Genomic DNA, 24,085 nt, shown 5'->3' with positions numbered 1-24,085 from the left:
GCCGATGGTACTGCAGGGGGGACCCTGTGGGAGAGTAGGACACCGCCGGACACCATTCACGATGGCCACCCAGAAATGGGTGGCCATCGCTGTTTAACCACCACCTCGGATCCCCGCTGCTCACTGGAGCTCGGTGCGGGTTAGGGTGGTGCGACGGTTACGGCCGTCCTCCTCGCCCTCGGGCGGGTCAACTCCACAGAGCATCACCACGACAGGCGAGGAACGCATGGACGACTCAGGATCCGACCGCAACGACCGGGACTCCGGACGTCGTGACGAGCGGCCGCCTCGCGCCGGCGGCCCCGGCCGCTCCTCGAACGATCGCGGCGGCTCGGGCGATTCCCGCCCCCGCCGCGACGGTGATGCTCGTCCTCCCTATCGTGGCGGTGGCGACTCCCGTCCGCAGCGTGATGGTGACTCGCGTCCTCCGTACCGCGGTGGTGGCGATTCCCGTCCGCAGCGCGACGGGGACTCTCGTCCTCCGTACCGTGGTGGTGGGGACTCCCGTCCGCAGCGTGATGGGGACTCCCGTCCGCAGCGTGACGGGGACTCTCGTCCTCCGTACCGTGGTGGTGGGGATTCGCGTCCGCAGCGCGATGGTGACTCTCGTCCTCCTTACCGTGGTGGTGGGGATTCCCGTCCGCAGCGCGATGGTGACTCTCGTCCTCCTTACCGTGGTGGTGGGGATTCCCGTCCGCAGCGCGATGGGGACTCTCGTCCTCCTTATCGCGGTGGCGACTCTCGTCCGCAGCGTGATGGTGACTCGCGTCCTCCGTACCGCGGTGGCGGCGACTCTCGTCCGCAGCGTGACAGTGACTCTCGTCCTCCTTACCGTGGTGGTGGGGATTCCCGTCCGCAGCGCGATGGGGACTCCCGTCCTCCTTACCGTGGAGGTGGGGACTCCCGTCCGCAGCGGGACGGTGACTCGCGTCCTCCCTATCGCGGTGGCGACTCGCGTCCGCAGCGGGACGGTGACTCCCGGCCTCCCTATCGCGGTGGCGACTCTCGTCCGCAGCGGGACGGTGACTCTCGTCCTCCTTACCGTGGAGGTGGAGATTCGCGTCCGCAGCGGGATGGTGACTCCCGCCCTTCCTACCGTGGTGGTGGCGACTCTCGTCCGCAGCGTGACGGGGACTCGCGTCCGCCGTTCCGCGGTGGATCGCGCGACGGCGGAAGCCGGCCGTGGTCGGACGATCGTCGGGGCGGCGGAGACCGCCAGGGCGGCGGACGCGGACGCGAGGGCTTCGGCGGCGGACGCGGCGGCCCCCGCGAGGAGCCGGAGCTCACCGAGGAGGAGCGCGAGCGGCGCTCCCTCCAGTCGGTGCGTCCGCGCCACGACGACCCGGACCTTCCGGACGACGTGCAGGCCAAGGACCTCGACAAGGTCGCCCGCAACGAGCTGCGCACGCTCTCGAAGGACAACGCCGAATGGGTCGCCCGTCACCTGGTGATGGCCGGCCGCCTCCTCGAGGAGGACCCCGAGCTGGCGCACCGCCACGTGCTCTCGGCGGCACGCCGCGCGGGACGCATCGCCGTGGTCCGCGAGTCGCTGGCCATCTCGGCGTACGCGACGGGCGACTTCGCCCTGGCGCTGCGCGAGCTGCGGACCTTCCGTCGGATCTCCGGCTCGGACGAGCAGGTGCCACTGATGGTCGACTCCGAGCGCGGCGTCGGCCGACCCGACAAGGCGCTCGAGCTGGGACGGTCGATCGACCGCACCACGCTGAGCCCCGGCGCGCAGGTGTCGCTGGCGATCGCCATGTCCGGCGCCCGCCTCGACCTCGGGCAGGCGGAGCTCGCTCTCATGGAGCTCGAGATCCCGCAGCTGGACCCGGACCGCGCGTTCTCGTACAGCCCGGATCTCTTCGCCGCCTACGCACTCGTCCTCGAGGAGGTCGGCCGCTCCGAGGAGGCGGCCGAGTGGCAGCGTCGCGCCGACATCGCGGCGCAGGCCGTCTTCGCGGCCGAGGGCGGCGGTGACGACGAGACGATCGAGGTGATCGAGGAGGAGCACGAGTCGGCCGACGCCGCGTCCGCTCCCGATCGCGCCGAGGAAGGGACCGCGGTCGACGACGCGGACGACTACCTGGACGACGAGGAAGGCCCGACCGCCGTCGACGACGCGGACGAGGACGACGCCCGGCGGACCGTCTCCGAGGAGATCGCCGACGAAGACGACGCGGACGACGCCGACGCGAGCGCTGACGCCGACGCCGACGTCGTAGACACGGACGAGCCGACCTTCGCGGACGAGTCCCTCGAGTCCGACGATCTCGCCGAGACGGACCCGGATGAGGCTCTCGACTCGGCTGACCCGACCGCCGACGAGTCGGTCGAATCCGCCGACACCACCGAGGAGGACGCCGATGTTCCGCAGCAGCAGGACTGAGCCCACCCCGCTCGACGGCCGCGACTCCGTCCTGGCCGACCTCGACGGGGTCGTCTACAAGGGTGCCGACGCGATCCCCTTCGCGGTGGAGAGCCTCAACCGAGCGGCCGAGACGCTGCGGGTCGGCTACATCACCAACAACGCCTCCCGCACGGACGCGTCCGTCGCCGGGCACCTCTCCGAGCTGGGGCTGAGCGTCCGGCCCGAGGACGTCGTCACCTCCCCGCAGGCAGCGGTCGTGCTGCTCGCCGACCTGGTGCCGGTCGGCTCGACGATCCTCGTCGTCGGGGCGGAGGGCCTCACCTCCGAGGTCGAGCGCGCCGGGTTCACCGTGACGCGCAGCGCGGAGGACTCGCCGGCGGCGGTCATCCAGGGCTTCGCGCCCACGGTCGGCTGGGAGCAGCTGGCCGAGGCCTCGTTCGCGCTCCACACGGGGATCCCGTGGGTCGCGACGAACACCGACTGGACGATCCCCGTCGCCCGCGGCATCGCCCCGGGCAACGGGACCCTCGTCTCGGCCGTGCACACCGCGGTCGGTCGGCTCCCGGTCGTCGCGGGCAAGCCCGAGCGGGCCATCTTCGACGCGGCGACCGCGCGCTTCGGCTCGACGAACCCGCTGTTCCTCGGCGACCGGCTCGACACCGACATCGCCGGCGCGAACGGCGCCGACATGGAGAGCGCCCACGTGCTCACCGGGATCGACCGGGCCAAGCAGCTCCTCGCCGCGGAGCCGAAGCTCCGGCCGACGTACATCCTCGGCGACCTGCGCGAGCTGCACCTGCCCTACCCGGCGACGACGGTCTCGCGGAACGGCACGCACGCCGTCCGCGGCGCCAAGGTCCGCCTCGACGGCGACTCCGTGGTGATCGTGGACGCCGGCGACGACGCGACCGATCTGCTCCGGGCCGCCTGCTCGGTGATCTGGTCGTCCGGCCGCGCGATCTACGGCCTCGACGTGCCGGAGTCGCTCTACAGCTGAGCCTGCTCGGCGGGCTCCCGGCGTCCCTCGCGGCGCAGGAGCCCGTCGAGCCGGCCGGCCAGACCGACCGCGACGATCGCGATCAGTGCGGCGTACGAGAAGGTCGCGGCGAAGACCCCGGTCCCGGCCCCGATCAGCCCGGTGACCGCCGCCGCGAGGAGGCCCGTCAGCGCGAGGGAGACCGAGGCGCCGGTCGAGTCGGCGATCTGCAGGGCCGAGCTGTTGAAGCCCTCCCGGCCCGGAGCGGAGAGCGCGAGCGTCATCGTCCCCATCCGCGGGAACATCGTGCCCATGCCGCCGCCGGCCAGGAACCAGCCCACGCCCGCGACGATCGGGCTGAGGGCGAGCACCGTGACGAGCAGCACGACTCCGATGCCGGCGAGCACGAGCGACGTGCCGAGCCGCATCGCTCCGCCGTGGCTGAGGCGGGTACCCGGGCGTCCCTGGATGTTCGAGCCGAGAGCCCAGGAGACGGCGCCCGCGGTGAGCATGGCGCCCGAGAGCCAGGGCGGCAGGCCGTACTGCTCCGAGAGCAGCAGCGGCAGGTAGACCTCGGTGCCGAAGAACGCCGCGGCGACGAGGGCGCGGAGGAGGATCACCGACGGCAGGACGCCCCGGGCGCGCAGCGTGCCCGCGGGCAGGAGCGCGCGAACCGCCACGACCACGACCACCACGGCGGCCGCGGCCAGGAGCCCGGCGAGGTCGGGCGCGAGCTCGGCGCTCGTGCTCAGCACGACGACTCCGGCCGAGACGACCACGGCGCGGGCGATGCGGCCCACTGCCCGGCGATCGAAGGGGAGGCGCTCGCGCGGCTCGAGCGAGCGGAGCGTCGGCGCGATCGCGGCGCTCGCGAGGGCCACCAGGGCGACGACTCCGAAGAAGACCCAGTGCCAGCTCGCGAGCTCGGCGACGACTCCGGCCACCAGCGGCCCCACCAGCGACGGCACGACCCAGGCCGCGGCGAAGGCGCCGAAGATCCTCGGATGCAGCTCGCTCGGGTAGACCCGCGCGACGAGCACGTAGAGGGTGACGGTGATCCCTCCGCTGCCCAGCCCCTGCAGCAGGCGGGCCGCCACGAAGACCGGCATCGACTGCGCGGCACCCGCGGCGACGAGGCCCAGGGTGAAGAGCAGGATCGCGACCACGAGCGACGGCGTCGGGCCGCGGCGGTCGGCCGAGGAGCCGGCCGCGACCATCCCGACCACGGCGGCGGCGAGCGTCGCCGCGAAGGCCAGGGGGTAGAGGGCGCGGCCGTCGAGATCGGCGCTGACGATCGGCATGATCGTCGTCACGGCGAGCGACTCGAACGCGCAGAGGAAGACGAGGCTCGTCGTTCCGATGGTCGTCAGGAGGAGGGGAGCCGAGGTGATGCCGCGGCGATCACGAGAACGCACCTGCTCAACAGTACGCCGAGCGCACGGCCGGTCAGCGGTAGACGGCCCAGTCGTCCTTCGCGAGCACCGTGGGGGTGCCCTCGATCTCGACCAGCCAGCCGCGGTCGTCGCGCTCGAGGTAGCGCCCCTGGACGATCTCGGGGGCCCAGCCGCCGTCGCGGGACGAGATCCAGCGGACGAAGCGGACGGTGCCTCCGCGCCGGAACAGTGTGCCGTTGTGGTCGCTCATGCGGGGATCTTCTTCACGGAGAGGTCGTCGGGCGACGAGGTTTCGGGGAGGAGGTGGAGGCCGAGGCGGCCGTTCGAGGCGTTGGAGAGCTCGCGCAGCCAGTGCGGGTTCAGCTCGATCGAGGCGGTGCCGTCGTACTCGTAGCGGGTGGGGATGCCGGGGTGCAGCCACAGTTCGGACCGGCGGCCCTCGGCGTCCTCGATCGTCAGGAGGAAGCCCTCGCCGCGGCGGAACCGCGAGGTGATCACGGTCTGGAGGTGGGCCAGGGCGCGGTCCTCGAAGGAGTGCGAGCTGGCGGGTGCGCCGTAGAGCAGTCGTCCCATCGCGCGCACCTCCTCACCGTCGGCGGCGCACGGAAGGCGTGCCGCACCGTCGACACTAGGTATTGCTAAGTCGGTTGACTAACAGTCTCGGCGCCGACTGCGCTTTCGGGACACACGCCGTCCGATCGCCGGAGAAGTGGTTCGATGGGAGCAGCGAGTTCCCGTCCGGGGCGCCTGCCGCTCGGAAGGTGCACCTCGATGGACGCTCGGCCAGACCTGTTCGCTCTGCTCACGCGATTGCGCACGGCGGAGCGCGACTACGACGGCCGCGTGGAGCGCCGCCTGGGCATAGGCGCCACGGATCTCGCGGCCCTGCGGCTGATCGGGGTCGGGGAGCGGCGCGACGAGATCGTCCGCGCCGTCGACCTGGCCGCGGCCCTGTCGATCACGACGGCGGCCGTCTCCCTCCTCGTCGACCGCCTCGCCCGCGCCGGCTACGTGGACCGCACTCCCGACCCGTCCGACGGCCGCGGCCGCATCCTCTGCCTGACGGAGCGCGCGCAGAAGGCCATCGTCGGCACCGACGACCCGACCTACGAGCAGATCCGCGCGATGGTCGCGAAGGTGCCCGAGTCGGAGGCCGCGACCGTCGCGGTGCTGCTCGACGGCCTCAGCCGCATCCTCGAGGGGCAGCCGCCGCCCGAGCTCGTCGACTGATCAGCTCTGCAGGGTGGCGCTCGGCGACTCGCCGAACCGCTCCGCGTAGGCCGCGCTGAAGCGGCCCGCGTTCCCGAAGCCCCAGTGCCGGGCGACGGTGGCGACCGTCGTCCCGTGGGGCGGGCTCGCCGCCAGCTCCACTCGGGCGCGGTCGAGCCGCACCAGGCGCAGGTAGGCGATCGGGCGCATCCCGAGCACCCGCTGGAACGCGGACTGCAGGCCCCGGACGGTCAGGCCCGACGCCGCCGCCATCTCGGCGGGGCCGATCGGCTCGCTGCAGTGGGCGTGCACGTACTCGACGGCCGTGCGGATCCGTGCGTTCCGGGGGGCGAGGAGCTCGGGCGGGACCGGAGCGGACTCCGGAGGGTAGAGGTCGAGCAGCGCGGAGGCCGTGGCACGGGTGAGCTCGTCCCAGAGCAGCGGCTCGACGCGCTCGCTGCGCAGCGCGCGGGCGGAGTCGGCGACGGCCGTGCGCCAGCGGCGGATCGCCGCGGCGTCGGGGCGGTGCTCGGAGTCGAAGACGAGGGAGCCGACGAGGCCGCGCTCGGCGGCGACCCGGTCGACCACTCCCCGGTCGAGGTGCACCAGGCGCTGGTCGAAGTCGACGTAGTCGAAGGCGAACGGCCGGCCGACGGGGAAGAGGACGGGACGGTTCTCCTCCATCGCGATCGAGGCGCGGCCGACGTCGATCCGGCCGGAGCCGCCCACGATCCACTGCACGACGACGTCGTCCGAGTCGCCCACGCCGCCCGCGAGGCGCCCGGACATCCGCGAGGTGCGGAGGGTCATCCCGCCGTCGCCGATGGCCGCGTAGCGGTAGCTGAAGTCGGCCGCGGTGGTGGCGGCGCGCCACTCGTCGCCGTTGTAGAGCCGCGCAAGGCTGTGCCGCGCCTCGTCCGGATCCTCGCCGCGGGCCTCCAGCCGGACGCGAGGGTGGTGATCGTCCACAGGTCGTTCCGGTGCCTCAGCGCGTGAGACGCTCGATGAGCTCGCGGTAGCGCGCGGCCGTGCGCTCGACGATCTCGGACGGGAGGGTCGGCGGGAGGCCCTGGCCGTCCCAGTTGTCGGAGAGCCAGTCGCGCACGATCTGCTTGTCGAACGAGCGGCCGCGGATGCCGGCGTCGTAGTCGTCGGCGTCCCAGTAGCGGGAGGAGTCGCTCGTGAGGACCTCGTCGCCGAGGGTGACGACTCCAGTCCCGCGGTCGACCCCGAACTCGAACTTCGTGTCGGCCAGCAGCACGCCGCGGGCCAGGGCGATGGTGGACGCCTCGCGGAAGACGGCGAGCGAGAGGGTGCGCAGCGCCTCCGCGGCCTCCTCCCCGACGATCTCGACCGTGCGCTCGAAGGTGATGTTCTCGTCGTGCTCGCCCTGCGGGGCCTTCCAGGCCGGGGTGTAGATCGGCTCGGGGAGCGCGTCGCCGTCCTGGAGGCCCTCGGGGAGCGGGACGCCGCAGACGGAGCCCGTCTCCCGGTACTCCTTCCAGCCGCTGCCGGAGAGGTAGCCGCGCACGACGCACTCGATCGGGAACATGTCGAGCGTCTTCACCAGCATCGACCGGCCGCGGACCGCCTCGGGGATCGCGCCCGGGATCAGATGGTTGGGGACGTCGGAGAGCTGCGCGAACCACCAGAGGGAGAGCGTGGTCAGCAGCTCGCCCTTGCCGGGGATCCCGGGCTCGAGGACCGCGTCGTACGCGCTGACCCGGTCGCTGGCGACGACGAGCATGCGGTCGGCGCCGAGCACGGGGTCGGCGTCGTCGGGGGTGTAGAGGTCGCGCACCTTGCCGGAGTAGGCGTGCTGCCAGCCGGGCAGCGGCGCCGTGGTGTCGAAGGACAGGGAGTCGTCGCGGGTCACCGCACCATTCTCCCCGATCCGGGAAGCCTCGCGGCTCCTGAAGACCTCCTGTGTCCTGGCGGATCGGGGCTGTCAAGCACGCGCGGTCGCCGATCCCGCGCGCCTAGCGTCGAGACATGACCTCGCAGAACGACCAGACTCCGCAGAACGACCAGTACACGTTCCAAGACCCGACCGCGATGTTCGCCGACATCGACACGGAGGCCCAGTACCAGGAGGGCTCCGGCCTCGACTCGAAGATGGACGACCCCGCCGACCGCGGCGAGTCGAGCTACCGCGGCTCCGGCCGCCTGACCGGGCGCAAGGCGCTCGTCACCGGAGGCGACTCGGGCATCGGCGCGGCCGTCGCCATCGCCTACGCCCGCGAGGGCGCCGACGTCGCGATCGTCTACCTCCCCGAGGAGGAGTCCGACGCGAAGAAGGTCGTCGCGCTGATCGAGGAGGCCGGCCGCACCGCCGTCGCCATCCCCGGCGACATCACCGACCACGACTTCGCGGTGGGCGCCGTCGCGAAGGCCGTCGAGGGCCTGGGCGGACTCGACATCCTCGTCAACAACGCGGGCAAGCAGCAGCACGTCGAGGACTTCCTCGAGCTCTCGGACGAGCAGTTCGACGAGACCTTCAAGACCAACGTCTACGCGATGTTCTGGATGACGAAGGCGGCCGTGCCGCACCTCGCCCCGGGCTCCGCGATCATCAGCACCTCGTCGATCCAGGCTTACCAGCCGTCGCCGATGCTGGTCGACTACGCCAGCACGAAGGCCACGATCAACACGTTCTCGAAGGCGCTCGCGCAGCAGCTCGCGCCCAAGGGGATCCGCGTGAACGTCGTCGCCCCGGGCCCGATCTGGACGCCGCTGCAGACCGCGGGCGGCCAGCCGTCCGACAAGCTGCCCGAGGTCGGCTCGCAGACGCCGCTCGGACGCTGGGGCCAGCCGGCCGAGCTCGCTCCCGCCTACGTGTTCCTCGCCTCCCCGGAGTCGAGCTACGTCGTCGGCGAGACGCTGCACGTCAACGGCGGCATGCCCACGCCGTAACACTCGGCGCTCACGGCGGGCCCGGTCGCGGCGCGGAGGAACCCTCTTCCGTGCCGTGGCGGGGCCCGCCGTTTTGGTTGTCGTAACAATCGACTGCTGTGCAGGTTCGTGCGCGAGAGTCGGTGCATGACCGATTCCCTGCCGATCCTCGACCTGTCCCGCCTCGACCAGGGGGAGGCGGAGGCCGCCGCCTTCCGCCGCGACCTCCGGGAGACCACGCACGACGTGGGCTTCTTCTACCTCGTCGGCCACGGCGTGCCCCAGGACCTCCTCGACGACGTCGTCGCCGTCTCCCGCCGCTTCTTCGACCTGCCGGAGGAGGAGAAGCTCGCGATCGAGAACACCCTCAGCCCGCAGTTCCGCGGCTACACCCGCTTCGGCGCCGAGCTCACCAACGGCGACGTCGACTACCGCGAGCAGGTCGACATCGGCATCGACCGACCGGCCGTTCCCGCCGGGCCCGGCGTCGCCGACTACGAGCGCCTCGAGGGGCCGAACCTCTGGCCCGAGGCGCTGCCGGAGTTCCGCGAGGTCTTCGAGCGCTGGCACGCGGAGCTCGCTGCGGTCGCCATCCGGCTGCTGCGCACCTGGGCCGTCGCACTCGACGCCCCGGAGGACGTGTTCGACGAGGCGTTCGCCGATCGGCCGTTCTCGCTGGTGAAGGTCGTCCGCTACCCGGGCACCTCCGACCCGGAGCCCAAGCAGGGCGTGGGCGCGCACCGCGACGGCGGCGTGCTGACGCTGCTGCTGGTCGAGCCCGGCAAGGGCGGCCTGCAGGTCGAGCACGACGGCTCGTGGATCGAGGCACCCGCGATGGAGGGCGCGTTCGTCGTCAACATCGGCGAGATGCTGGAGCTCGCCACGGGCGGCTACCTCAAGGCCACGCTGCACCGCGTGATCTCGCCGCTGATCGGAACGGACCGGATCTCGATCCCGTTCTTCTTCAATCCCGCGCTCTCGGCCACCATGCCCTCGCTCCCGCTGCCCGAGGAGCTCAAGTCCGGCCTCTCGGTCGACCCGACGAACGCGCCGATCCTCGAGACCTACGGCGAGAACGCGCTGCGCTACCGGCTCCGGGCCCACCCGAACGTGGCGGCCGCCCACCACGCGGACCTGCTCGCTCCCACCGTCTGACCCGGGAACGACGAAGGGCCCCCTTCCGCGCGAGCGCAGGAGGGGGCCCTTCGTCGTCAGTGCGTCAGCAGCGCGCGGCGGCCACGGGGACCGTCGCGGTGAACGCGGGCTGGCCGGTCGCCGATCCGGTCACCGTCACCGTGCCGGCCGGCATCGAGGCCAGGCGGGTGGTGAAGGCGGCGGAGGCGGACGAGCCGGGAGCGACCGCGGTGAACGACTTCGAGCCGTAGGCCGAGGTGATCGTGACGTCCGCGGCAGCGGTGTCGGTGTTCTTCACGGTCGCGGTGAGCACGATCTTGCCGGCGACGCAGCGCGTGGCGACCGCGGGGACGAGCTCGAGGGTGTCCAGCGGGACGGCGGCCGAGACCGACGTGCGCACCAGCTTGTCCGCGTACCCGGTGTAGGAGGCCGTGACGCCGGTCACGTCCGCCGGGACCGAGACGCTCGCCGAGCCGCCGGAGAGCGGGACGGTCGAGGTCCACGAGCCGCCGGTGAAGGTGACCGAGCCGACGACGTCGCCCTTGTCGGCCGCCGCGACCGTCGCCGTGACCGTGCGGCCGTCGGCGGTGAGGGTCGTGGTGGAGTCGACGGCGGTGACGCCGGTCCAGTTCTTCATGGCGGTGAGGACCGTCTGCGGGACGCTCACGAACGCACCGTGCCGCGGGCTGGCCGGGAGGCCGGCGCGGCTCTTGGGCGAGACGTTCCAGTCGGCCGACTGCGAGAGGCGGTTCGTCTGCGAGCTGCCGGCGATGGCCGCTCCGGAGGTGAGGAAGGCCTTGTAGCCGCCGTCGCCGTAGTTGTCGACGAGGAACGCGTAGCCGTCGCCCGTGCCGGTGGTGTCGTTCGGGTCGCCCGCGTTCAGCTTGATGATCTCGGGTCCCTCACCGGCCTGGCCGGTCTCGAGCGAGGTCATCCGGGTGTCGGTGAGCTGCCAGGTGGTGTTCGGGTCGGCACTCCAGTTCGAGGAGGTCGTCCCGGCGGTCAGGACCTTCGACTTCTCGAGGAAGATGTCCTTCCCGGCCTCGAGGGTGCCGGCGGCGCCGCCCTCCTCGTTCTTGGTGAAGCGGTAGTAGTAGTCGCCGATCTTCGTGATCGTCGAGTCGATCCGCGCGTAGCCGGTGTCCTGCCAGGTGGCGGGAGGAGCGGTGAAGGTGCGGAAGTCGCGGGTGATCACGGAGAAGACGCGGGAGTAGAGCTTGTCGCTGTTGGTCTTCGTCGCGTCGGAGTAGAGGCGCGAGGAGAAGAACACGACGTAGGACTGCAGGGCGTCGTCCCAGTACGCCTCGGGCGCCCAGGTCATTCCGGCGGCCGGCTGGTTCACCGTGATGCCGGTGTCGGCGCCGTTGGTGCGGGTCCACTGCACCAGGTCGGTCGACTCCCAGACCTCGATCTTCAGGCTGCCCTTGGACTGGGCGTCGCCCCAGCCGGTGCCGCAGGAGATGCAGAGGTCGGTGGCGACCATGTAGTACTTGTCGCCGTTGTGCGAGCGGAGGATGAACGGGTCGCGCAGGCCCTTCGTGTCGGTCGTCGAGGTGATGACCGCCTTGCCGCCGTTGACCGGCGAGAAGGTGAAGAAGTCGTTGCCCGAGGTCGCGGCCTGGTAGATCTTCTCGTCGCCGTCCGACTTGAAGTACGCCGAGGCGTAGCCCGCGTCGGGAGCGGTGCGGCCGAGCTCGGCGACCGTCAGCGTGAAGGCGCGCGTCTCGGTGACGCCGTTGAGGGTGGCCGTCGCGGTGAGGGTGACGGTCCTGTCCCCGGAGCCGTAGGCCGGTCGGGTGACCACGCCGCCGCCGCGGTAGGGGTCGGCCGCGCCGACCGCCGGAGCCGCGTAGGAGGTGTTCGTCGGAGTGACGAGGGCCGGGTCCGAGGAGGTCCAGGTGATGTCGGTGCCGTTCCGGGCGCCCTTCACCGCGAGGGGGAGGTTCTCGGTGGTGCGCGTGGCGAGCTTCAGCGCGTCGAGGTCGTCGTTGATGCTCGGGGCGAGCACGACTACCTCGAAGGCGATCGTCGCGCCCTGGGCGGTGGTCGCCGTCAGGGTGACCGGGGTGTTCTGCGCGATCGAGCGCGAGACGACGCCGGTGGCCGAGACGACCGCGCTGTTCGAGGAGGTCCAGGTGAGCGGGACGCCGCTGCTGGAGGCGGGCAGCGTCAGGTTCGAGGAGACCTGGGTCAGCGACGGGTTGCCGGCCAGCAGGACGGGCTGGATGTCCGAGCGCAGCAGGGCGGAGGTCGCGGACGCCTTCGCCGCGGCGGTCGGCATGCTCGAGGCGACCTGCTCGGCGGTGAGGGAGGTGTCCCAGAACTTCACGTCGGTGACGTCGGCGGTCACGAGCGCGTCGCCGGAGTAGAGCGAGCGGCCGAGGTAGCCGAGAGTGGACCCGGTCGGCACGATGCTCGCCATCGACTTCGTGGTGTTCGCCGTCGAGATCTGCGTGCCGTCGCGGTAGAGGGTCAGCACGGTGCTCGACCCCGTGCCGGTGCCGACGAGCGTGAGCGTCGTGAACCCGGGGTTCAGCGTGCCGCCGAACGGCATGCGGGTCTCGCCGTTGCTGGTGGGCTCCTTGACGCGGATGCCCGCGAGGACCTGTCCGCTGGGCGAGCCGTCGGGGTTGCGCGGGTTCACGAAGACGTGGTTGCCGAGCTGCGTGGTGTTCCACGGGCCGACGCCGTCGCCGATGACCCAGCCGAACTGGTTGGCGGTGGTCTGCGTCTTCACCGTGTACTCGACGGCGAAGGCGTTGTCGGCTCCGGTGACCAGGCCCTGGGGGAGGCTCGCGTAGCCGTCGTTCTTGAACCGGGCGACCTGGTCGCCGCCGGCGTTCGCGAAGGACGCGTCGGTGAGGCCGGTCAGGGTGGCGTTGCGTCCGTTGCCCGAGATGTCGAGCAGGGCCGAGCCGGCGTGGGACATGTCGTAGTGCGCGGTGGGCGCCGGGACGTCGACGGCCTGCGCCGGGACGGGGACGAGAGCGCCGGTGAGGGCGACGCTCGTGCAGGCGAGAGCGGAGAGGAAGAGGGATCGCACGCGGCGCCGAGGCGCGGCGGCAGGGGGCTCCGGGGAGCGTCGTCTCATCGTCGAGACCTTTCCTTCAGGGGAGGGATGCGTCGAGCCGAGGGGACCGACGCGTGTGTTCACGTTAACATGTGAGCCGCCTCAGAGCCATGGGGGAATTGCTCCGGCGTCGGGAGCGAACCATGCGACAGGGGCGCGCCTCGGCGCAAGACCTGCACCCGCGAGCGCCCGGGGCGTAGCGTGAGCGCACCGCATCCTGGCCCCCGGTGACGGAACCATGCCCATCCGCCTGCCCTGCGAGGAATTGACCATGACGACGCTCTTCCACACCGGTGGCTCCCTCTCCCTCGACGACGCGACCGCCGACGCCGTCGTCCGCTACTCGCTCGCGCTCGCGCAGCAGCATCGGATGAGCACGGTCAGCGTCGCCGACGACTCGGCCCCCTCCTCCGTCGTGACGCTCACCGTCGGGCTCGGCGTCCCCCTGGTGGTCGCGGGCAGCGGCAGCGCAGCGGCGGAGTCGAGCGACGAGATCCTCGAGCGCCTCGACGCGCTCGACGGCGCCGGCGGTCCGGTGCCCGCCTCGGACGTCGACCCCCGCGCGACGTGGGAGCTCGAGAACGAGTACTGAGCTCCGAGCCGCGGCGCCGCCGGCGCGGATCCGCCCCGCTCCTGCTCCGCTGGCGCGGAGCGTCAGCGCCGGTAGTCGCGGATGATCTCCTGGGCGAGCGTCGTGATCGGGGTCGACGTCGCTCGCGCGCGGACCCGCAGCACCTCGAAGGCCTGCTCGACCGTGGTGCGGTGGGCGTAGGCGAGGATCCCCTTCGCCTGCTCGATCAGCACCCGGCTGTCGAGCGCGTGCTGCAGCTGCTCCTGGGTGACCGTGCTCTGCTGGACCGCGCGCTGGTGCAGGATCCCGATCGTCGCGACGTCGGCGAACGCCTGCACGACCGCGATGTCGTCCGGATCGAGCCGCCCCGGCCGGGCCTGGAAGAGGTTGAGGGAGCCGATCGTCGTCCCCGCCGAGCGCATCGGCACGCAGTGCGCCGAGAGCACGTCGAGCTCGACCGCCAGCGTCCGGAACTCCGCCCACTCCTCGCCCACGGCGCGGGCGTCCTCGACGATCACCGGCCGCCCGGTCTCGAAGCACTGGATGCACGGGCCCGACCCGCTGTCGAGCTGGAGCAGCTCGATCAGCCGGGTGTCCTCGTCCGTGGAGGCGAGCACCTCGAGGGAGCCGGTGGAGTCGGCGAGGACGAGCCCCGCCGAGACGGCGTCGAAGAGGGTCGCGCTGCTCTCCACGAGGGTCTGGGTGAAGTCGACGACGTCGTAGTCGTCGACCAGCGTGTCGGAGAGGGCGACGAACGTCTGGATGACGCTGCGCTCGCGGGAGTTCGTCACCATGTGTCGTCCTGGGCGGTGAGAGGGCGGTCGGGGAACCCGTCGTGCCGGGCCACGATGCCGGAGGCGACATCGACGACGGAGCGCTGCTGGGCGAAGGCGTGGGCGCGCAACAGCAGCTGCGCCTCCTCGGCCGTGCTGCCGTAGCGCGCGATGATCATGCCGGTCGCCTGGTGCACCACGCGTCGCGAGCGCGGATTCGTGCTCTCCTCGACCTCGTTGTCGCGCAGCACCGCGGCCAGCACCAGCAGCGCCGTCGCGGTGGTCGAGGCGCTGATCCGGCCGAGGAGGGAGTCGCTGAGCGACGTGGGGCGGCGGGAGTAGAGGTCGACCGCGCCGATCGAGAGCCCCGCGATCGAGAGCGGGAAGGCGAAGACCGCGCGCACCGCCGTGGGGCCGATCGCCTCGGTGAAGAGCGGCCAGCGCTCCTCCGCGCCGGTGTCCGGCACCGAGACGGGGCCGGCAGCGCGGATCGCCTCCCAGCACGGGCCCTCGCCGAGGTCGATCTGGATCTCGTCCAGCCGGCTCGCGGTGCTGTCGCTCGCGGCGACGGTCTCGCCGCCGAAGGGGCTGCCGAGCGTGGAGATCGCGACGCCGTCGATCGGATACCCGCGCAGATACGGGTCGCAGAGAGCGTCGGAGTCGGTCACCGCACCCATCTAAGCCGTCGGCTCCGCTCGGAGCGACGCTCCCCCGGACCGGCGGGGACCACGACACGGTGACGCGCGGGAGCCCGCCTGGCTGCGCTGCCCGGGCGCACGAGGCGACGGCCCGTGAAGCGGCTCGTCGGGCGCGGACGGTGCGCGGTGCGGGGCGACGGGAGCCGGAGGACGGCGGCCTGCACGGCGACGGAGCGGCTCAGGCCGGGGTCGATCGAGCCGGGACGCTCGAGGGCGGCGATGAGGTCGTCGAGGACGGCGAAGGCGGGATCTGTCATCACGGCTCCTGGCCGGGTGTCCGCGGCCGTTGTTCTGCGCGCCGGGGCGCGGGTGGTGTCGATCGGGTGTCGCCGTGCGGGGTCCGCGCACGACGTCGACGAGGTCCTGCACGACGGTACGGGGCGCGGATCGACCGGGCGACGTGGTTGACCTCCCGGAGGTCCGCCGCTACTCGTGCTCTGCGTTGAGCTCGCCGAAGTCGTTCGTGATGATCGACAGCGGGGTGTACGGCGTGATGAGGAGGAGCGCCGGATTCGCGCGTCCCTCGCCGTAGTTGACGGTCAGCCACTGCGGGGTCGGGGAGGCGAGGGCGGCCTCGACCTCGGCGCGGAACTCCTCGAGGCTCCTGTTGTTGACCGCGTAGGCGGTGCCGTTGTAGATCAGGTCGATGCGCTTCACAGCTGGTCGCCCTTCGCCGGAGGACGCACCGGTTCGGCGGGCTCCGAGATCACGTACAGCCCGCCCGCGGAGTTCGCGAGGTCGGTGAGCGCGGAGATCCAGGTGGGGTTGATGCGGGGCATCCGGCCGCCGAAGTACTTGTAGCGGAGCGCGTGGGAGGGGTGGATCCAGATCGCGCTGCGGCCGTCGCCCATGCTGTGGTCGTCGCGCCAGCTGAGCAGGAACGACTCGTTGCGGCGCAGCTTCGCGGTGATGACGATCTGCAGGTGCGCGAGCACGCGGTCCTCGAAGTCGATCTCGACGGTCCCGTCGTAGTGCAGCTTCCCCATCAGCGTCTCCAGCCCCTGATCTCCGGCAGGCAGACGCCCGCCGTTGCCTCCACCCTTCCGCAGACCGGACGGATCCGACAACCCGGTCTGCCATTCTCTGCTCGATCTGTCCAGGTCTTCCGTCAGCGGCGGTCCTCTGTCAACATCCTCCCTCCACGCAGCCGGCGCTGCCGAGCATGGGCGGCATGAAGCACATCCTCTTCGCCGACAAGACGATCCTGGTGGGGGACGAGGCGGCCGACGCACTCGTCGAGTACGCCGTCGCCCTCGCCTCGAAGGGCGCGGCCGACACCGTCGAGTACACGGGGATCGGCGCCGACGGCGGGACGGTCGACGCCACCTTCCTCGTGAACGCCGCGGCCGCCCTCATCGTCGAGACCACGCCGAGCGACCTGCCCGAACCGGACAACGCGGCGGAGGTGGCACGGCTGCGCGAGCGGATCGACGCGCTCACCGGCGAGCATCCCATGCAACCCAACGACGGCGAGCTGACCAGTGGTGCCGACTACGAGGACTCCTACGAGCAGTGAGTGGTTCCCCGTCGTGCACGTCCGGATGCGACCGGCGTCCGCTACCACTGCGAGGCTCCGCAGTGAACCCCCTGATCGGCTGAGGGGAGGCGGACGTACCGTGGCCCTGCGGGTCGCCGACGACACGATCACCGGTCGACCGCTACGGGCACGGCCGCGGGTCGGCCGGGGAGGACGGACACCATGACCGGAGACCATCCCTTCTGGGTGCGCCTCGCGCGCAAGGAGCCGCAGTGCGCCATCGTGCGCGGCCGGGTCTTCGAGATCGGCGCCCCCGACGAGCGGGACGGCGCCTTCCTCCTCACGGTCTGGGAGAAGGGGCGGCCCGTCGGGCACGTCCTGAACGTGGATCCGCCCGCCTACAAGCCGTGCGGACCCGGGCACCCGGTCGAGCCGCAGCGGGTCGACGGGGTCGAGGAGCTGCTCGAGCTCCTGGTGCCCCAGCGCACCCGGCTCGCGGCGCACGGCTGACGCCGCTCCCGTCCGCGGGGGCCGCCCGAGTCCTGTGCACCGGGAGCGGGGCGAGCGCTGAGCACCCGCCGGCGGACGCCCGGGACGGGGGAGTCGTGCGGCCGGGCGGCGGCTGGCATCCTGACCTCGGTGCGACGAGCGCGCCCGCGAGGGGGAGCCCGATGAGCACCACCGAGGACGTCGACGACGGGACCGCCGAGTTCGGGTACCGCCCCTCCCTCACCCGCGGGATCGGCCGCTTCGGCAGCTTCGCCGCTGGCGTGAGCTACATCTCGATCCTGACCGGCACGTTCCAGCTCTTCTCCTTCGGCTTCGCGCTCGGCGGTCCCGCCTACTGGTGGTCCTGGCCGATCGTGTTCACCGGGCAGCTCATGGTCGCGCTGTGCTTCGCCGAGCTCGCCGCCCGCTACCCGGTCGCCGGCTCCGTCTACAACTGGAGCAAGCGCCTCGCCGGGCCGACGGTGAGCTGGATGGCGGGCTGGCTGATGGCCACCGCGTCCGTGGTCACGCTCGCGGCCGTCGTGCTGGCGTACCAGGCGACGCTCCCGCAGATCTGGAGCGGGTTCCAGCTCGGCGGCTCCGCGGGGGTGAGCGCGGTGGTCTGGGGAGGACTGCTGATCGCGTTCACCACCGCGGTCAACGCGCGCGGCGTGCGGCTGATGGCCCGGATCAACAGCGTCGGCGTGCTGATCGAGCTCGTCGCGGCGGTGCTGCTGGTGGCGGTGCTCGCGGTGAACGTGGTGCATCCGCCGACCGTGCTGCTCGACACCAGCGGCTACGGCGGGAGTACGCCGGGCGGGTACGCCGGCGCGTTCCTCATCGCCGCGATCGCGTCGGCGTACGTGATGTACGGGTTCGACACCGCGGGTTCGCTCGGCGAGGAGACGGTCGATCCGCGCCGGACCGCGCCGACGGCGATCCTGCGGGCGGTGACCGCCTCCTTCGTCCTCGGCGGCCTCATCCTGCTGCTGGGGATCCTCTCGGCGCCCGACCTCGCCGACCCGGCGCTCGGGCAGGCGTCGGGCGGGCTGCAGCGGATCGTGCTGCAGGTGCTCGGCGGCCCCCTCGGATCGGTCCTCCTGCTCTGCGTGGTCGTCGCGATCACGGTGTGCGCGCTGGCGGTGCACACGGCGGCCATCCGACTGATCTTCGCGATGGCCCGCGACAACGCCCTGCCTGGCAGCCGCGTGCTCGCCCGCGTCGACCCGCGGCGCGGGACACCGGTGGCGCCGGCGCTGGTCGTGGGCGTGCTCGCGGTGCTGATCCTGGTCGTGAACATCGGGACACCGGCGATCTTCACGGCCGTGACGAGCGTGGCGGTCATCCTGATCTACCTCGCCTACCTGCTGGTGACGGTGCCGCTGCTGATCGCCCGGCTCCGCGGCCGGTGGCCCGCAGCCGCGCCCGGGCGCTTCTCGCTCGGCCGCGCGGGCCTGCCGGTGAACGTCGTCGCGGTGCTCTGGGGCGCGGCGATGACGGTCGACCTCGCGTGGCCGCGCGTCGAGGTCTACGGGGAGGAGCTGCGCTGGAGCGCGGTCGTCGTGATCGCCGCGGTCGTCGGGATCGGCCTGGCCTGGTTCCTCCTCCGCGGCCGGCACCGCCTCGGCACCCTGCCCGCGCACGCGCTCCCCTCGCCGCCGCCGCAGGGCTGAGTCGCACGAGAAGGCCCGTTCTCGAGGGGGCAGGACGATCCTTTCCGGGCGACTCGGCGGCGGCACCGGGAGGAGGATGGGGGAGCGGGTGCTCGGCCGAGCGCCGCGGGAAGGAGCGCGCGTGCGGAACCGCCTGGCGACTCCGTCCCTGCTCGCGCACGCCGTGCTCATCCAGGCCGTCGCGTTCCTGCTCCGGCCGGCCGCCGTCTACCAGGCGATCCGGCTCGACGTGCCGGCCTGGGCGCTCGGGGCGCTCGGCGCCTCGTTCGCGCTGGTGCCGCTGCTGATCGCGCTGCCGGTGGGCGGGCTGGTCGACCGGGTCGGCGCCCGGGCCGTGATGGCCGTCGGCTCGCTCGTCGCGGTGGGAGCGGCCGCGGTGCTGCTCCTGGCGGGCGGGAGCGTCGCGGGGCTGCTCCTCGGCATCGCCCTGCTCGGCGCGGGGCACCTGGGCTGCGTGGTCGGGCAGCAGACCGTCGTCGCGGGCGGCACCGGAGGGACGCGGCTCGACAGCCGCTTCGGCTACTACACGTTCGCCGCGTCGCTCGGGCAGGCGATCGGGCCCGCATTCATCCCGGTGCTCGCGGGCGGCTCGGTGCGGCCCGACCCGGCGCCGCTGTTCCTCGTGGGCGGGATCCTCGCGGTGCTGCTGCTCGTCTCGACGGCGGGGATCCGCAGCCCGTCCCCGCGCGGACCCGCGGCGGAAGGGGCGGCGGCTCCGGGCTCGACGCTCGGTCTCCTCCGGGTGCCGGGCCTCGCGCGCGCCCTGCTGACCAGCGCGACCGTCGTCGCCGCCGTCGACCTGACCGTCGTCTACCTCCCCGCCCTCGGCGCCGAGCGCGGGCTCCCGGCCGGCGTCGTCGGAGCCCTGCTCACCGTGCGCGCGCTCGCGTCGATGGCCTCGCGGCTCCTCCTCGGCGCGGCCACCGCCCGGCTCGGGCGCACCCGGGTGATGGTGGGCGGCATCCTGATCTCGGCGCTCTGCCTGGTGCTGGTCGCCCTGCCCGCGCCGACCGTGCTCCTCTTCGTCGCGGTCGCCGCCCTCGGCCTGGGCCTCGGGATCGGCCAGCCCATCACGATGTCCTGGCTGATCGAGCGCACCCCCGCCGACCGCCACGGCCGCGCCCTCGCGCTGCGCCTGGCCGGGAACCGCCTCGGGCTGATCGCCCTGCCCAGCCTGCTCGGCGTCCTCGCGGCGGCGGCTGGAGCGGGCGGCGTCCTCATCGGCACCGGTGCCGCGGTCGGCGCGACCCTCCTCCTGCTGCGCGGGGTGCGCCTGGACTGAGGTGCCCGGGGCCGCAGCGGATCGGCGGCGCGAGCGGCGATGCCGGGCCTCGCAGTCGGAAGACCGGAGGGTCAGCTGCCCGGCTCCTCCACGCGGACGTCCTCGGCGGCCTTGTCGGCGCGCCAGCCGCGCCAGACCGGCTGGCGGAGGGTGCCGGAGGCGGTGCGCTCGCGGTAGCGGACCTCGCCGACCAGGACGGGCGACACCCAGTGCACGCCGCGCGACTCGAGCGGAGGGACGGAGACGGCGGGCTCCTCGGTGGCGTGCTCGGTCAGGCGGTCGACCAGTCCGCGGCGCTCGCGGTCGCTGAAGCCGGTGCCCACACGGCCGGAGTACGCGAGCCCGTCCTCGCCGGGGATCGCGGTCAGCAGCGCCCCGACCGACCCCTGCAGGCCGCCCTCGCCCTCGCGCCAGCCCACGATCACGACCTCCTGCAGCCGGTGGTGGGTGAGCTTGATCCAGTCGCGCGAGCGGCTGCCCTCCTCGTAGCGCGAGTCGCGGCGCTTGGCGACCACGCCCTCGAGGCCGAGGGTGCGGCTGGTGGCCATCGCCTCCTCCAGGTCGCCGTCGAACACGGACGGGACGTGCACGCGCTCGTTCTCGGCGACGAGGTCGACAAGTGCCGAGCGACGGGTGTCGTAATCGCTCCCGGTCAGGTCCTCTCCTGCGCGCTCGAGCAGGTCGAAGACCATCAGGTGCACCGGAGTGGACCGGGCGGCCGCCTCGATCTCGCGCGGCTTCGTCAGCCCGCCGCGGGTCTGCAGGGCGCCGAAGTCGGGGCGCCCGCGAGCGTCGAGGGCGACGATCTCGCCGTCGAGCACGGCGTCGGCGGCGGCCTCGGCGAGCGGGGCGAGCAGGTCGGGGAACGCCGCGGTCAGGTCGTTGCCGTTGCGGCTCGTGAGGGTCGCGGTGCCGCCCTGCACCCGCACGAGAGCGCGGTAGCCGTCCCACTTCATCTCGATCGCGGCCCCGGGGTCCACGTCGCCCCGGCGTCCGGCCGTGGCGAGCATGGGGCGGTGGCGGCGCGGAGCGGAGTCCTCGGCCGGGCGGTCTGCGGAGGGTGCGGGGCGGGGAGCGGGCGACGCGGCGGACGCGGCCGCCCGGCCCCGTCGCTGCGTCCCGTGCCCGTGAGCGGGACCCGGCGCCATCAGGTGCAGGAGCCAGTTCTTCTCGGCGCCCTCCCTCGAGCCCGTGTGCAGCAGGGCGTAGCGACGGGGCTCGCCACCGAGCCCGCCGTCGGGGCGGCCGGTCAGCACCGCGATCACCTCCTTCCCCTCGCGCCACTTCTCGAGCGCGTAGGTGCCCTCGTCCCAGATGCGCACCTCGCCGCCGCCGTACTCGCCGGCCGGGATCGTGCCCTCGAAGGTCGCGTACTCGAGGGGGTGGTCCTCGGTCTGCACCGCGAGCCGGTTGGGGTCGCCCTCCAGCGGCGGGCCCTTCGGCACCGCCCAGCTGACCAGGACGCCGTCGTGCTCGAGCCGGAAGTCGTAGTGCAGGCGCCGCGCGTGGTGCTCCTGGATGACGAAGGAGTCGCCCGAGGAGGTGCCCGTCGACCCCGCCTCGGGCACCGGCTCCGGCGTCCTCGACGCGTCGCGCATGCTGCGGTAGGTCGCCAGGCGGTCGGAGGAGGCGTCCGTCGCGGCGAAGCCCGCCATCCGCTCCGGGGTCGGCTCGAGCCCGGCACCCCGCGCGGCGAGCAGCGGGCGGAGGAGGTCGCCGTCGCTCCGCAGCCGCTCCACCACCTCGTCGGGCGACAGGTGGCGCAGGTCCTCGGCACCCAGCTCCTCCCACGTGCGGGGCGCGGCGGCGGCCGGCCGGAGGCGCCCCCGGAGGGAGTAGGGGGCGATGGTCGTCTTCGCCGCGCTGTTCTGGCTCCAGTCGACGAGGACCTTGCCCTCGCGCAGGGTCTTCTTCATGTCCGAGACGACGAGGTCGCGGTGGTCCGACTCGAGCGCGCGCGCCAGCTCGTGCGCGACCGCCGAGATCTGGTCGCTGGAGGCGGAGGCGTCCAGCGGGCAGTAGAGGTGGATCCCCTTGCTCCCACTGGTCACCGGCAGCGGAGCCAGCCCCATCCCCTCCAGCAGGTCGCGGGCGAGGAACGCGACCTCGGCGCACTCTGCGAGGCCCGCCCCCTCGCCCGGGTCGAGGTCGAGCACGAGACGGTCGGGCGGACGGCGCTCGCCGTCGGAGCCCACTCGCCACTGGGGGATGTGCAGCTCGAGCGCCGCCTGCTGCGCCAGCCAGGTGAGCCCGGCGACGTCGTCGACCAGCGGGTACTCGACGTCGCGCGACGAGTGCGCGAGCCGGGTCCGGCTCAGCCAGTAGGGGGCGGAGGAGGGGAGGTTCTTCTCGAAGAAGACCTCGCCCGGATGCTCGGCGGTGCCCACTCCGTCGACCCAGCGCTTCCGGGTGACCGGGCGGCGCGCGAGATGGGGCAGCATCGCGGAGGCGACGGAGGCGTAGTAGGAGAGCACGTCGGCCTTGGTGAAGCCCGTCTCCGGGTAGACGACCTTGTCGAGGTTCGTCAGCCGCAGCCTCCGCCCGCCGACCGAGACGATCTGCTGCGAGGCGGCCATCCCCCCATGGTGGAGGCAGGCGCGCGCCGAGGGAACCCCGGACCGTCGCGGGAACCCGCAGCGAGCCGCCTCCACGACTCGGGGTTCCCTCGGCGGCGGGGAGTAGCGTCGACGCACCACGTCCGAAGGAGCCCTCCGTGCCCGACACGATCGCCGACATCCCCCTCACCACGATCGACGGCACCACGTCGACCCTCGCCGACTACCCGCCCGTGCGGCTGATCGTCAACGTCGCCTCCCGCTGCGGCCTCGCCCCGCAGTACGAGAAGCTCGAGGCCCTGCAGAAGAGCTACGGGGAGCGCGGATTCACGGTCCTCGGCTTCCCGAGCAACCAGTTCCTCCAGGAGCTGAGCGATGAGGACAAGATCAAGGCGTACTGCTCGACGACCTGGGGGGTCACCTTCCCGATGTTCGAGAAGGTCCGCGTCAACGGCCGCTCGGCGCACCCGCTCTACGCGGAGCTCACCAAGGCGGAGGACGAGAACGGCAAGGCCGGCCGGGTGAAGTGGAACTTCGAGAAGTTCCTGATCACGGCCGACGGCACGGTCCACCGGTTCCGCCCGACGGTCGAGCCCGACGACCCTCGGATCGTCGACCTGATCGAGGCGTCGCTCCCCGCCTGATCCCGCTCAGCGGCGGGCGCGGGGCGGAGCACCCCGCCCGTCGCGGATCAGCGGTCGCGGAGCCCCAGGGCCGAGCGGGCGTCCGCGGGCTCGACGCCCTCGGGGCAGACGATGTCCGAGACGTCGAACGGCGTCGCGCGCGAGAACGGGATCATCTCGATCCCGTCGACGTGGCGCAGCAGCACGAGGCCGCCCTCGCCCTCGCGCAGGCTCCGGCGCACCTGGCGCAGGAAGATGCCGGCCATGTCGAGCTCGACGACGAAGGAGCGGCCGCTCACGTCGATCCGGCAGCCGATGACCGGCTGGGAGCCGACGGAGACGGAGTCCGGCACGCGGCGCGGCTCGATCGGCTGCTCCTTGCGGAGCGTCCGCACCGGGGTGAGGGTGGGCAGGCCGGTCGCTCGCGCGGTGTCCGTCATGGTCGTCTCCGTCCGTCGACGTCCGCCGATGGTTCCGGGGACGTCTTCTCGACGGTGCTTCGCGTCCCCCGCAGAGGGGACGGGGTTGACGGCCGTGCGATCAGGGGGCAGCGGGGCCCAGGAGCGGCGGAGCTCAGGAGCCCTGGCGCTGCTCCTCGGGCTCCGGCAGGACCGAGAGCTCGCCGTGCATGCTGGCGACGCTGAGCATCTGCTCGATCCACGCGCGGTTGAGCTTGGGCTGGTGCGCCTCGGTGAAGCGGAAGTGCAGCGGCACCGACGGGTGCAGCCAGACGGAGCTCCGGCCGTGTCCGGTGGAGGCGTCCTCCATCCACGAGAGCGAGAAGGCTTCGTTGCGGCGCAGCTTCGAGAGGACGGCGACCTTCAGGTGCGCGAGGACGCGCTCCTCGAATTCGATCTCGAGGTTCTGCGGTCCGTAGATGAGCGTGGCCACGGGCCCC

Annotated in this window: 26 protein-coding genes; 11 read left to right on the top strand and 15 right to left on the bottom strand. The window is 72.6% G+C overall.

The features are described from left to right. Window positions 1-235: 235 nt before the first annotated feature. Window positions 236-1,336 (bottom strand): hypothetical protein, encoded by a 1,101-nt coding sequence (locus C5C10_RS17805; RefSeq protein WP_181073425.1) that lies wholly within the window; start codon window positions 1,334-1,336, stop codon window positions 236-238. Between C5C10_RS17805 and C5C10_RS17800 the strand changes: the two genes are divergently transcribed. Both C5C10_RS17800 and C5C10_RS08445 read left to right on the top strand, forming a co-directional pair. Beyond that, window positions 1,322-2,389, top strand: a complete 1,068-nt coding sequence (locus C5C10_RS17800) for a hypothetical protein (RefSeq protein ID WP_181073424.1) — start codon at window positions 1,322-1,324, stop codon at window positions 2,387-2,389. The two genes, C5C10_RS17805 and C5C10_RS17800, sit on opposite strands and share 15 nt — an antisense overlap. Beyond that, on the top strand, window positions 2,367-3,368 hold the full coding sequence (locus C5C10_RS08445; RefSeq protein WP_104329013.1) for an HAD-IIA family hydrolase: 1,002 nt from the start codon (window positions 2,367-2,369) through the stop codon (window positions 3,366-3,368). The genes C5C10_RS17800 and C5C10_RS08445 overlap by 23 nt, the downstream gene beginning before the upstream one ends. Here C5C10_RS08445 and C5C10_RS08440 read toward each other — a convergent pair. The 3 genes from C5C10_RS08440 to C5C10_RS08430 are packed head-to-tail and all read right to left on the bottom strand — an operon-like array spanning window position 3,359 to window position 5,314. Then, on the bottom strand, window positions 3,359-4,762 hold the full coding sequence (locus tag C5C10_RS08440) for an MFS transporter (RefSeq protein WP_104335879.1): 1,404 nt from the start codon (window positions 4,760-4,762) through the stop codon (window positions 3,359-3,361). The two genes, C5C10_RS08445 and C5C10_RS08440, sit on opposite strands and share 10 nt — an antisense overlap. Before the next feature lie 31 nt (window positions 4,763-4,793). Then, window positions 4,794-4,991, bottom strand: coding sequence for a hypothetical protein (locus C5C10_RS08435; RefSeq protein WP_068256013.1), 198 nt, complete (start codon window positions 4,989-4,991; stop codon window positions 4,794-4,796). Next, window positions 4,988-5,314, bottom strand: coding sequence for a hypothetical protein (locus C5C10_RS08430; protein ID WP_104295692.1), 327 nt, complete (start codon window positions 5,312-5,314; stop codon window positions 4,988-4,990). The genes C5C10_RS08435 and C5C10_RS08430 overlap by 4 nt, the downstream gene beginning before the upstream one ends. A gap of 198 nt (window positions 5,315-5,512) precedes the next feature. Here C5C10_RS08430 and C5C10_RS08425 point away from each other — a divergent pair, with 198 nt between their 5' ends. After that, window positions 5,513-5,971, top strand: coding sequence for a MarR family winged helix-turn-helix transcriptional regulator (locus C5C10_RS08425; protein ID WP_181073423.1), 459 nt, complete (start codon window positions 5,513-5,515; stop codon window positions 5,969-5,971). Here the strand turns inward: C5C10_RS08425 and C5C10_RS08420 are convergent, their stop codons facing one another. Then, window positions 5,972-6,919 carry an AraC family transcriptional regulator gene (locus tag C5C10_RS08420; RefSeq protein ID WP_104329011.1) on the bottom strand — a complete coding sequence of 316 codons (948 nt, stop codon included), beginning with the start codon at window positions 6,917-6,919 and terminating at the stop codon, window positions 5,972-5,974. It lies immediately after the preceding gene. 16 nt (window positions 6,920-6,935) lie between these two features. Next, a complete protein-coding gene (locus C5C10_RS08415) occupies window positions 6,936-7,826 on the bottom strand; it encodes a phosphoribosylaminoimidazolesuccinocarboxamide synthase (protein ID WP_258059453.1) in 891 nt (296 codons plus the stop codon). Between the two features lie 116 nt (window positions 7,827-7,942). Between C5C10_RS08415 and C5C10_RS08410 the strand changes: the two genes are divergently transcribed. Together C5C10_RS08410 and C5C10_RS08405 are read left to right on the top strand one after the other, a co-directional pair. After that, window positions 7,943-8,863: a glucose 1-dehydrogenase gene (locus tag C5C10_RS08410; protein ID WP_104295690.1), complete on the top strand. Its 921-nt coding sequence runs from the start codon at window positions 7,943-7,945 to the stop codon at window positions 8,861-8,863. Window positions 8,864-8,989: 126 nt separating this feature from the next. Further along, complete coding sequence (locus C5C10_RS08405) at window positions 8,990-9,997, top strand: isopenicillin N synthase family oxygenase (RefSeq protein ID WP_104329010.1); 1,008 nt, start codon at window positions 8,990-8,992, stop codon at window positions 9,995-9,997. A 64-nt stretch (window positions 9,998-10,061) separates the two neighbouring features. Here the strand turns inward: C5C10_RS08405 and C5C10_RS08400 are convergent, their stop codons facing one another. Further along, window positions 10,062-13,019: an immunoglobulin-like domain-containing protein gene (locus C5C10_RS08400; protein ID WP_258060496.1), complete on the bottom strand. Its 2,958-nt coding sequence runs from the start codon at window positions 13,017-13,019 to the stop codon at window positions 10,062-10,064. Window positions 13,020-13,317: 298 nt separating this feature from the next. Here C5C10_RS08400 and C5C10_RS08395 point away from each other — a divergent pair, with 298 nt between their 5' ends. Continuing rightward, a complete protein-coding gene (locus C5C10_RS08395) occupies window positions 13,318-13,638 on the top strand; it encodes a hypothetical protein (protein WP_104282669.1) in 321 nt (106 codons plus the stop codon). A gap of 62 nt (window positions 13,639-13,700) precedes the next feature. Here the strand turns inward: C5C10_RS08395 and C5C10_RS08390 are convergent, their stop codons facing one another. From C5C10_RS08390 to C5C10_RS08370, 5 genes are all read right to left on the bottom strand, one after another. Next, the gene (locus C5C10_RS08390; protein ID WP_104329009.1) at window positions 13,701-14,411 is read right to left on the bottom strand and encodes a GAF and ANTAR domain-containing protein; all 711 of its coding nucleotides are present in this window, start codon (window positions 14,409-14,411) and stop codon (window positions 13,701-13,703) included. After that, window positions 14,405-15,058 carry a GAF and ANTAR domain-containing protein gene (locus tag C5C10_RS08385; RefSeq protein ID WP_104351715.1) on the bottom strand — a complete coding sequence of 218 codons (654 nt, stop codon included), beginning with the start codon at window positions 15,056-15,058 and terminating at the stop codon, window positions 14,405-14,407. The genes C5C10_RS08390 and C5C10_RS08385 overlap by 7 nt, the downstream gene beginning before the upstream one ends. Further along, window positions 15,055-15,345, bottom strand: coding sequence for a hypothetical protein (locus tag C5C10_RS08380; RefSeq protein WP_104329008.1), 291 nt, complete (start codon window positions 15,343-15,345; stop codon window positions 15,055-15,057). Before C5C10_RS08380 ends, C5C10_RS08385 begins: the two co-directional genes overlap by 4 nt. 169 nt (window positions 15,346-15,514) lie before the next feature. Further along, the gene (locus tag C5C10_RS08375; protein WP_104329007.1) at window positions 15,515-15,745 is read right to left on the bottom strand and encodes a hypothetical protein; all 231 of its coding nucleotides are present in this window, start codon (window positions 15,743-15,745) and stop codon (window positions 15,515-15,517) included. Beyond that, window positions 15,742-16,074: an ATP-dependent DNA ligase gene (locus tag C5C10_RS08370; protein ID WP_104329006.1), complete on the bottom strand. Its 333-nt coding sequence runs from the start codon at window positions 16,072-16,074 to the stop codon at window positions 15,742-15,744. The genes C5C10_RS08375 and C5C10_RS08370 overlap by 4 nt, the downstream gene beginning before the upstream one ends. Window positions 16,075-16,259: 185 nt before the next feature. Between C5C10_RS08370 and C5C10_RS08365 the strand changes: the two genes are divergently transcribed. From C5C10_RS08365 to C5C10_RS08350, 4 genes are all read left to right on the top strand, one after another. Next, entirely contained in the window at window positions 16,260-16,604 is a 345-nt protein-coding gene (locus tag C5C10_RS08365; RefSeq protein WP_146082127.1) for a hypothetical protein, read from the top strand. Between the two features lie 183 nt (window positions 16,605-16,787). Next, on the top strand, window positions 16,788-17,075 hold the full coding sequence (locus tag C5C10_RS08360; RefSeq protein ID WP_104223782.1) for a hypothetical protein: 288 nt from the start codon (window positions 16,788-16,790) through the stop codon (window positions 17,073-17,075). Between the two features lie 161 nt (window positions 17,076-17,236). Then, a complete protein-coding gene (locus tag C5C10_RS08355; RefSeq protein ID WP_104329004.1) occupies window positions 17,237-18,727 on the top strand; it encodes an APC family permease in 1,491 nt (496 codons plus the stop codon). 121 nt (window positions 18,728-18,848) lie between these two features. After that, complete coding sequence (locus C5C10_RS08350; RefSeq protein WP_159940156.1) at window positions 18,849-20,009, top strand: MFS transporter; 1,161 nt, start codon at window positions 18,849-18,851, stop codon at window positions 20,007-20,009. Window positions 20,010-20,080: 71 nt separating this feature from the next. Here C5C10_RS08350 and C5C10_RS08345 read toward each other — a convergent pair whose 3' ends face one another. Next, window positions 20,081-22,585, bottom strand: a complete 2,505-nt coding sequence (locus tag C5C10_RS08345) for an ATP-dependent DNA ligase (protein ID WP_104329003.1) — start codon at window positions 22,583-22,585, stop codon at window positions 20,081-20,083. Window positions 22,586-22,722: 137 nt separating this feature from the next. On the opposite strand from C5C10_RS08345, the gene C5C10_RS08340 reads away from it, so the two are divergent. Beyond that, window positions 22,723-23,208: a glutathione peroxidase gene (locus tag C5C10_RS08340; RefSeq protein ID WP_244229546.1), complete on the top strand. Its 486-nt coding sequence runs from the start codon at window positions 22,723-22,725 to the stop codon at window positions 23,206-23,208. A gap of 47 nt (window positions 23,209-23,255) precedes the next feature. Here the strand turns inward: C5C10_RS08340 and C5C10_RS08335 are convergent, their stop codons facing one another. Continuing rightward, a complete protein-coding gene (locus tag C5C10_RS08335; RefSeq protein WP_104223778.1) occupies window positions 23,256-23,627 on the bottom strand; it encodes a hypothetical protein in 372 nt (123 codons plus the stop codon). Between the two features lie 133 nt (window positions 23,628-23,760). Continuing rightward, window positions 23,761-24,078, bottom strand: a complete 318-nt coding sequence (locus tag C5C10_RS08330) for a hypothetical protein (protein ID WP_244229547.1) — start codon at window positions 24,076-24,078, stop codon at window positions 23,761-23,763. Window positions 24,079-24,085: the final 7 nt, after the last annotated feature.

This window comes from Rathayibacter sp. AY1A3 (genome assembly GCF_002930975.1).
Taxonomy (GTDB): Bacteria; Actinomycetota; Actinomycetes; order Actinomycetales; family Microbacteriaceae; genus Rathayibacter.
The sequence above is the reverse complement of the archived record's forward strand: the minus strand, read 5'-3'. Positions and strand labels throughout refer to the sequence as shown.

What these genes read in the sequence shown, in the direction of transcription:
- C5C10_RS08345 (WP_104329003.1), bottom strand. Translation starts at nt 22,585, where the DNA reads ATGGCCGCCTCGCAGCAGATCGTCTCGGTCGGCGGGCGGAGGCTGCGG.
- C5C10_RS08425 (WP_181073423.1), top strand. Translation starts at nt 5,513, where the DNA reads ATGGACGCTCGGCCAGACCTGTTCGCTCTGCTCACGCGATTGCGCACG.
- C5C10_RS08370 (WP_104329006.1), bottom strand. Translation starts at nt 16,074, where the DNA reads ATGGGGAAGCTGCACTACGACGGGACCGTCGAGATCGACTTCGAGGAC.
- C5C10_RS08355 (WP_104329004.1), top strand. Translation starts at nt 17,237, where the DNA reads ATGAGCACCACCGAGGACGTCGACGACGGGACCGCCGAGTTCGGGTAC.
- C5C10_RS08390 (WP_104329009.1), bottom strand. Translation starts at nt 14,411, where the DNA reads ATGGTGACGAACTCCCGCGAGCGCAGCGTCATCCAGACGTTCGTCGCC.
- C5C10_RS08335 (WP_104223778.1), bottom strand. Translation starts at nt 23,627, where the DNA reads ATGACGGACACCGCGCGAGCGACCGGCCTGCCCACCCTCACCCCGGTG.
- C5C10_RS08435 (WP_068256013.1), bottom strand. Translation starts at nt 4,991, where the DNA reads ATGAGCGACCACAACGGCACACTGTTCCGGCGCGGAGGCACCGTCCGC.
- C5C10_RS08405 (WP_104329010.1), top strand. Translation starts at nt 8,990, where the DNA reads ATGACCGATTCCCTGCCGATCCTCGACCTGTCCCGCCTCGACCAGGGG.
- C5C10_RS08410 (WP_104295690.1), top strand. Translation starts at nt 7,943, where the DNA reads ATGACCTCGCAGAACGACCAGACTCCGCAGAACGACCAGTACACGTTC.
- C5C10_RS08380 (WP_104329008.1), bottom strand. Translation starts at nt 15,345, where the DNA reads ATGACAGATCCCGCCTTCGCCGTCCTCGACGACCTCATCGCCGCCCTC.
- C5C10_RS08360 (WP_104223782.1), top strand. Translation starts at nt 16,788, where the DNA reads ATGACCGGAGACCATCCCTTCTGGGTGCGCCTCGCGCGCAAGGAGCCG.
- C5C10_RS08430 (WP_104295692.1), bottom strand. Translation starts at nt 5,314, where the DNA reads ATGGGACGACTGCTCTACGGCGCACCCGCCAGCTCGCACTCCTTCGAG.
- C5C10_RS08445 (WP_104329013.1), top strand. Translation starts at nt 2,367, where the DNA reads ATGTTCCGCAGCAGCAGGACTGAGCCCACCCCGCTCGACGGCCGCGAC.
- C5C10_RS08365 (WP_146082127.1), top strand. Translation starts at nt 16,260, where the DNA reads ATGAAGCACATCCTCTTCGCCGACAAGACGATCCTGGTGGGGGACGAG.
- C5C10_RS08395 (WP_104282669.1), top strand. Translation starts at nt 13,318, where the DNA reads ATGACGACGCTCTTCCACACCGGTGGCTCCCTCTCCCTCGACGACGCG.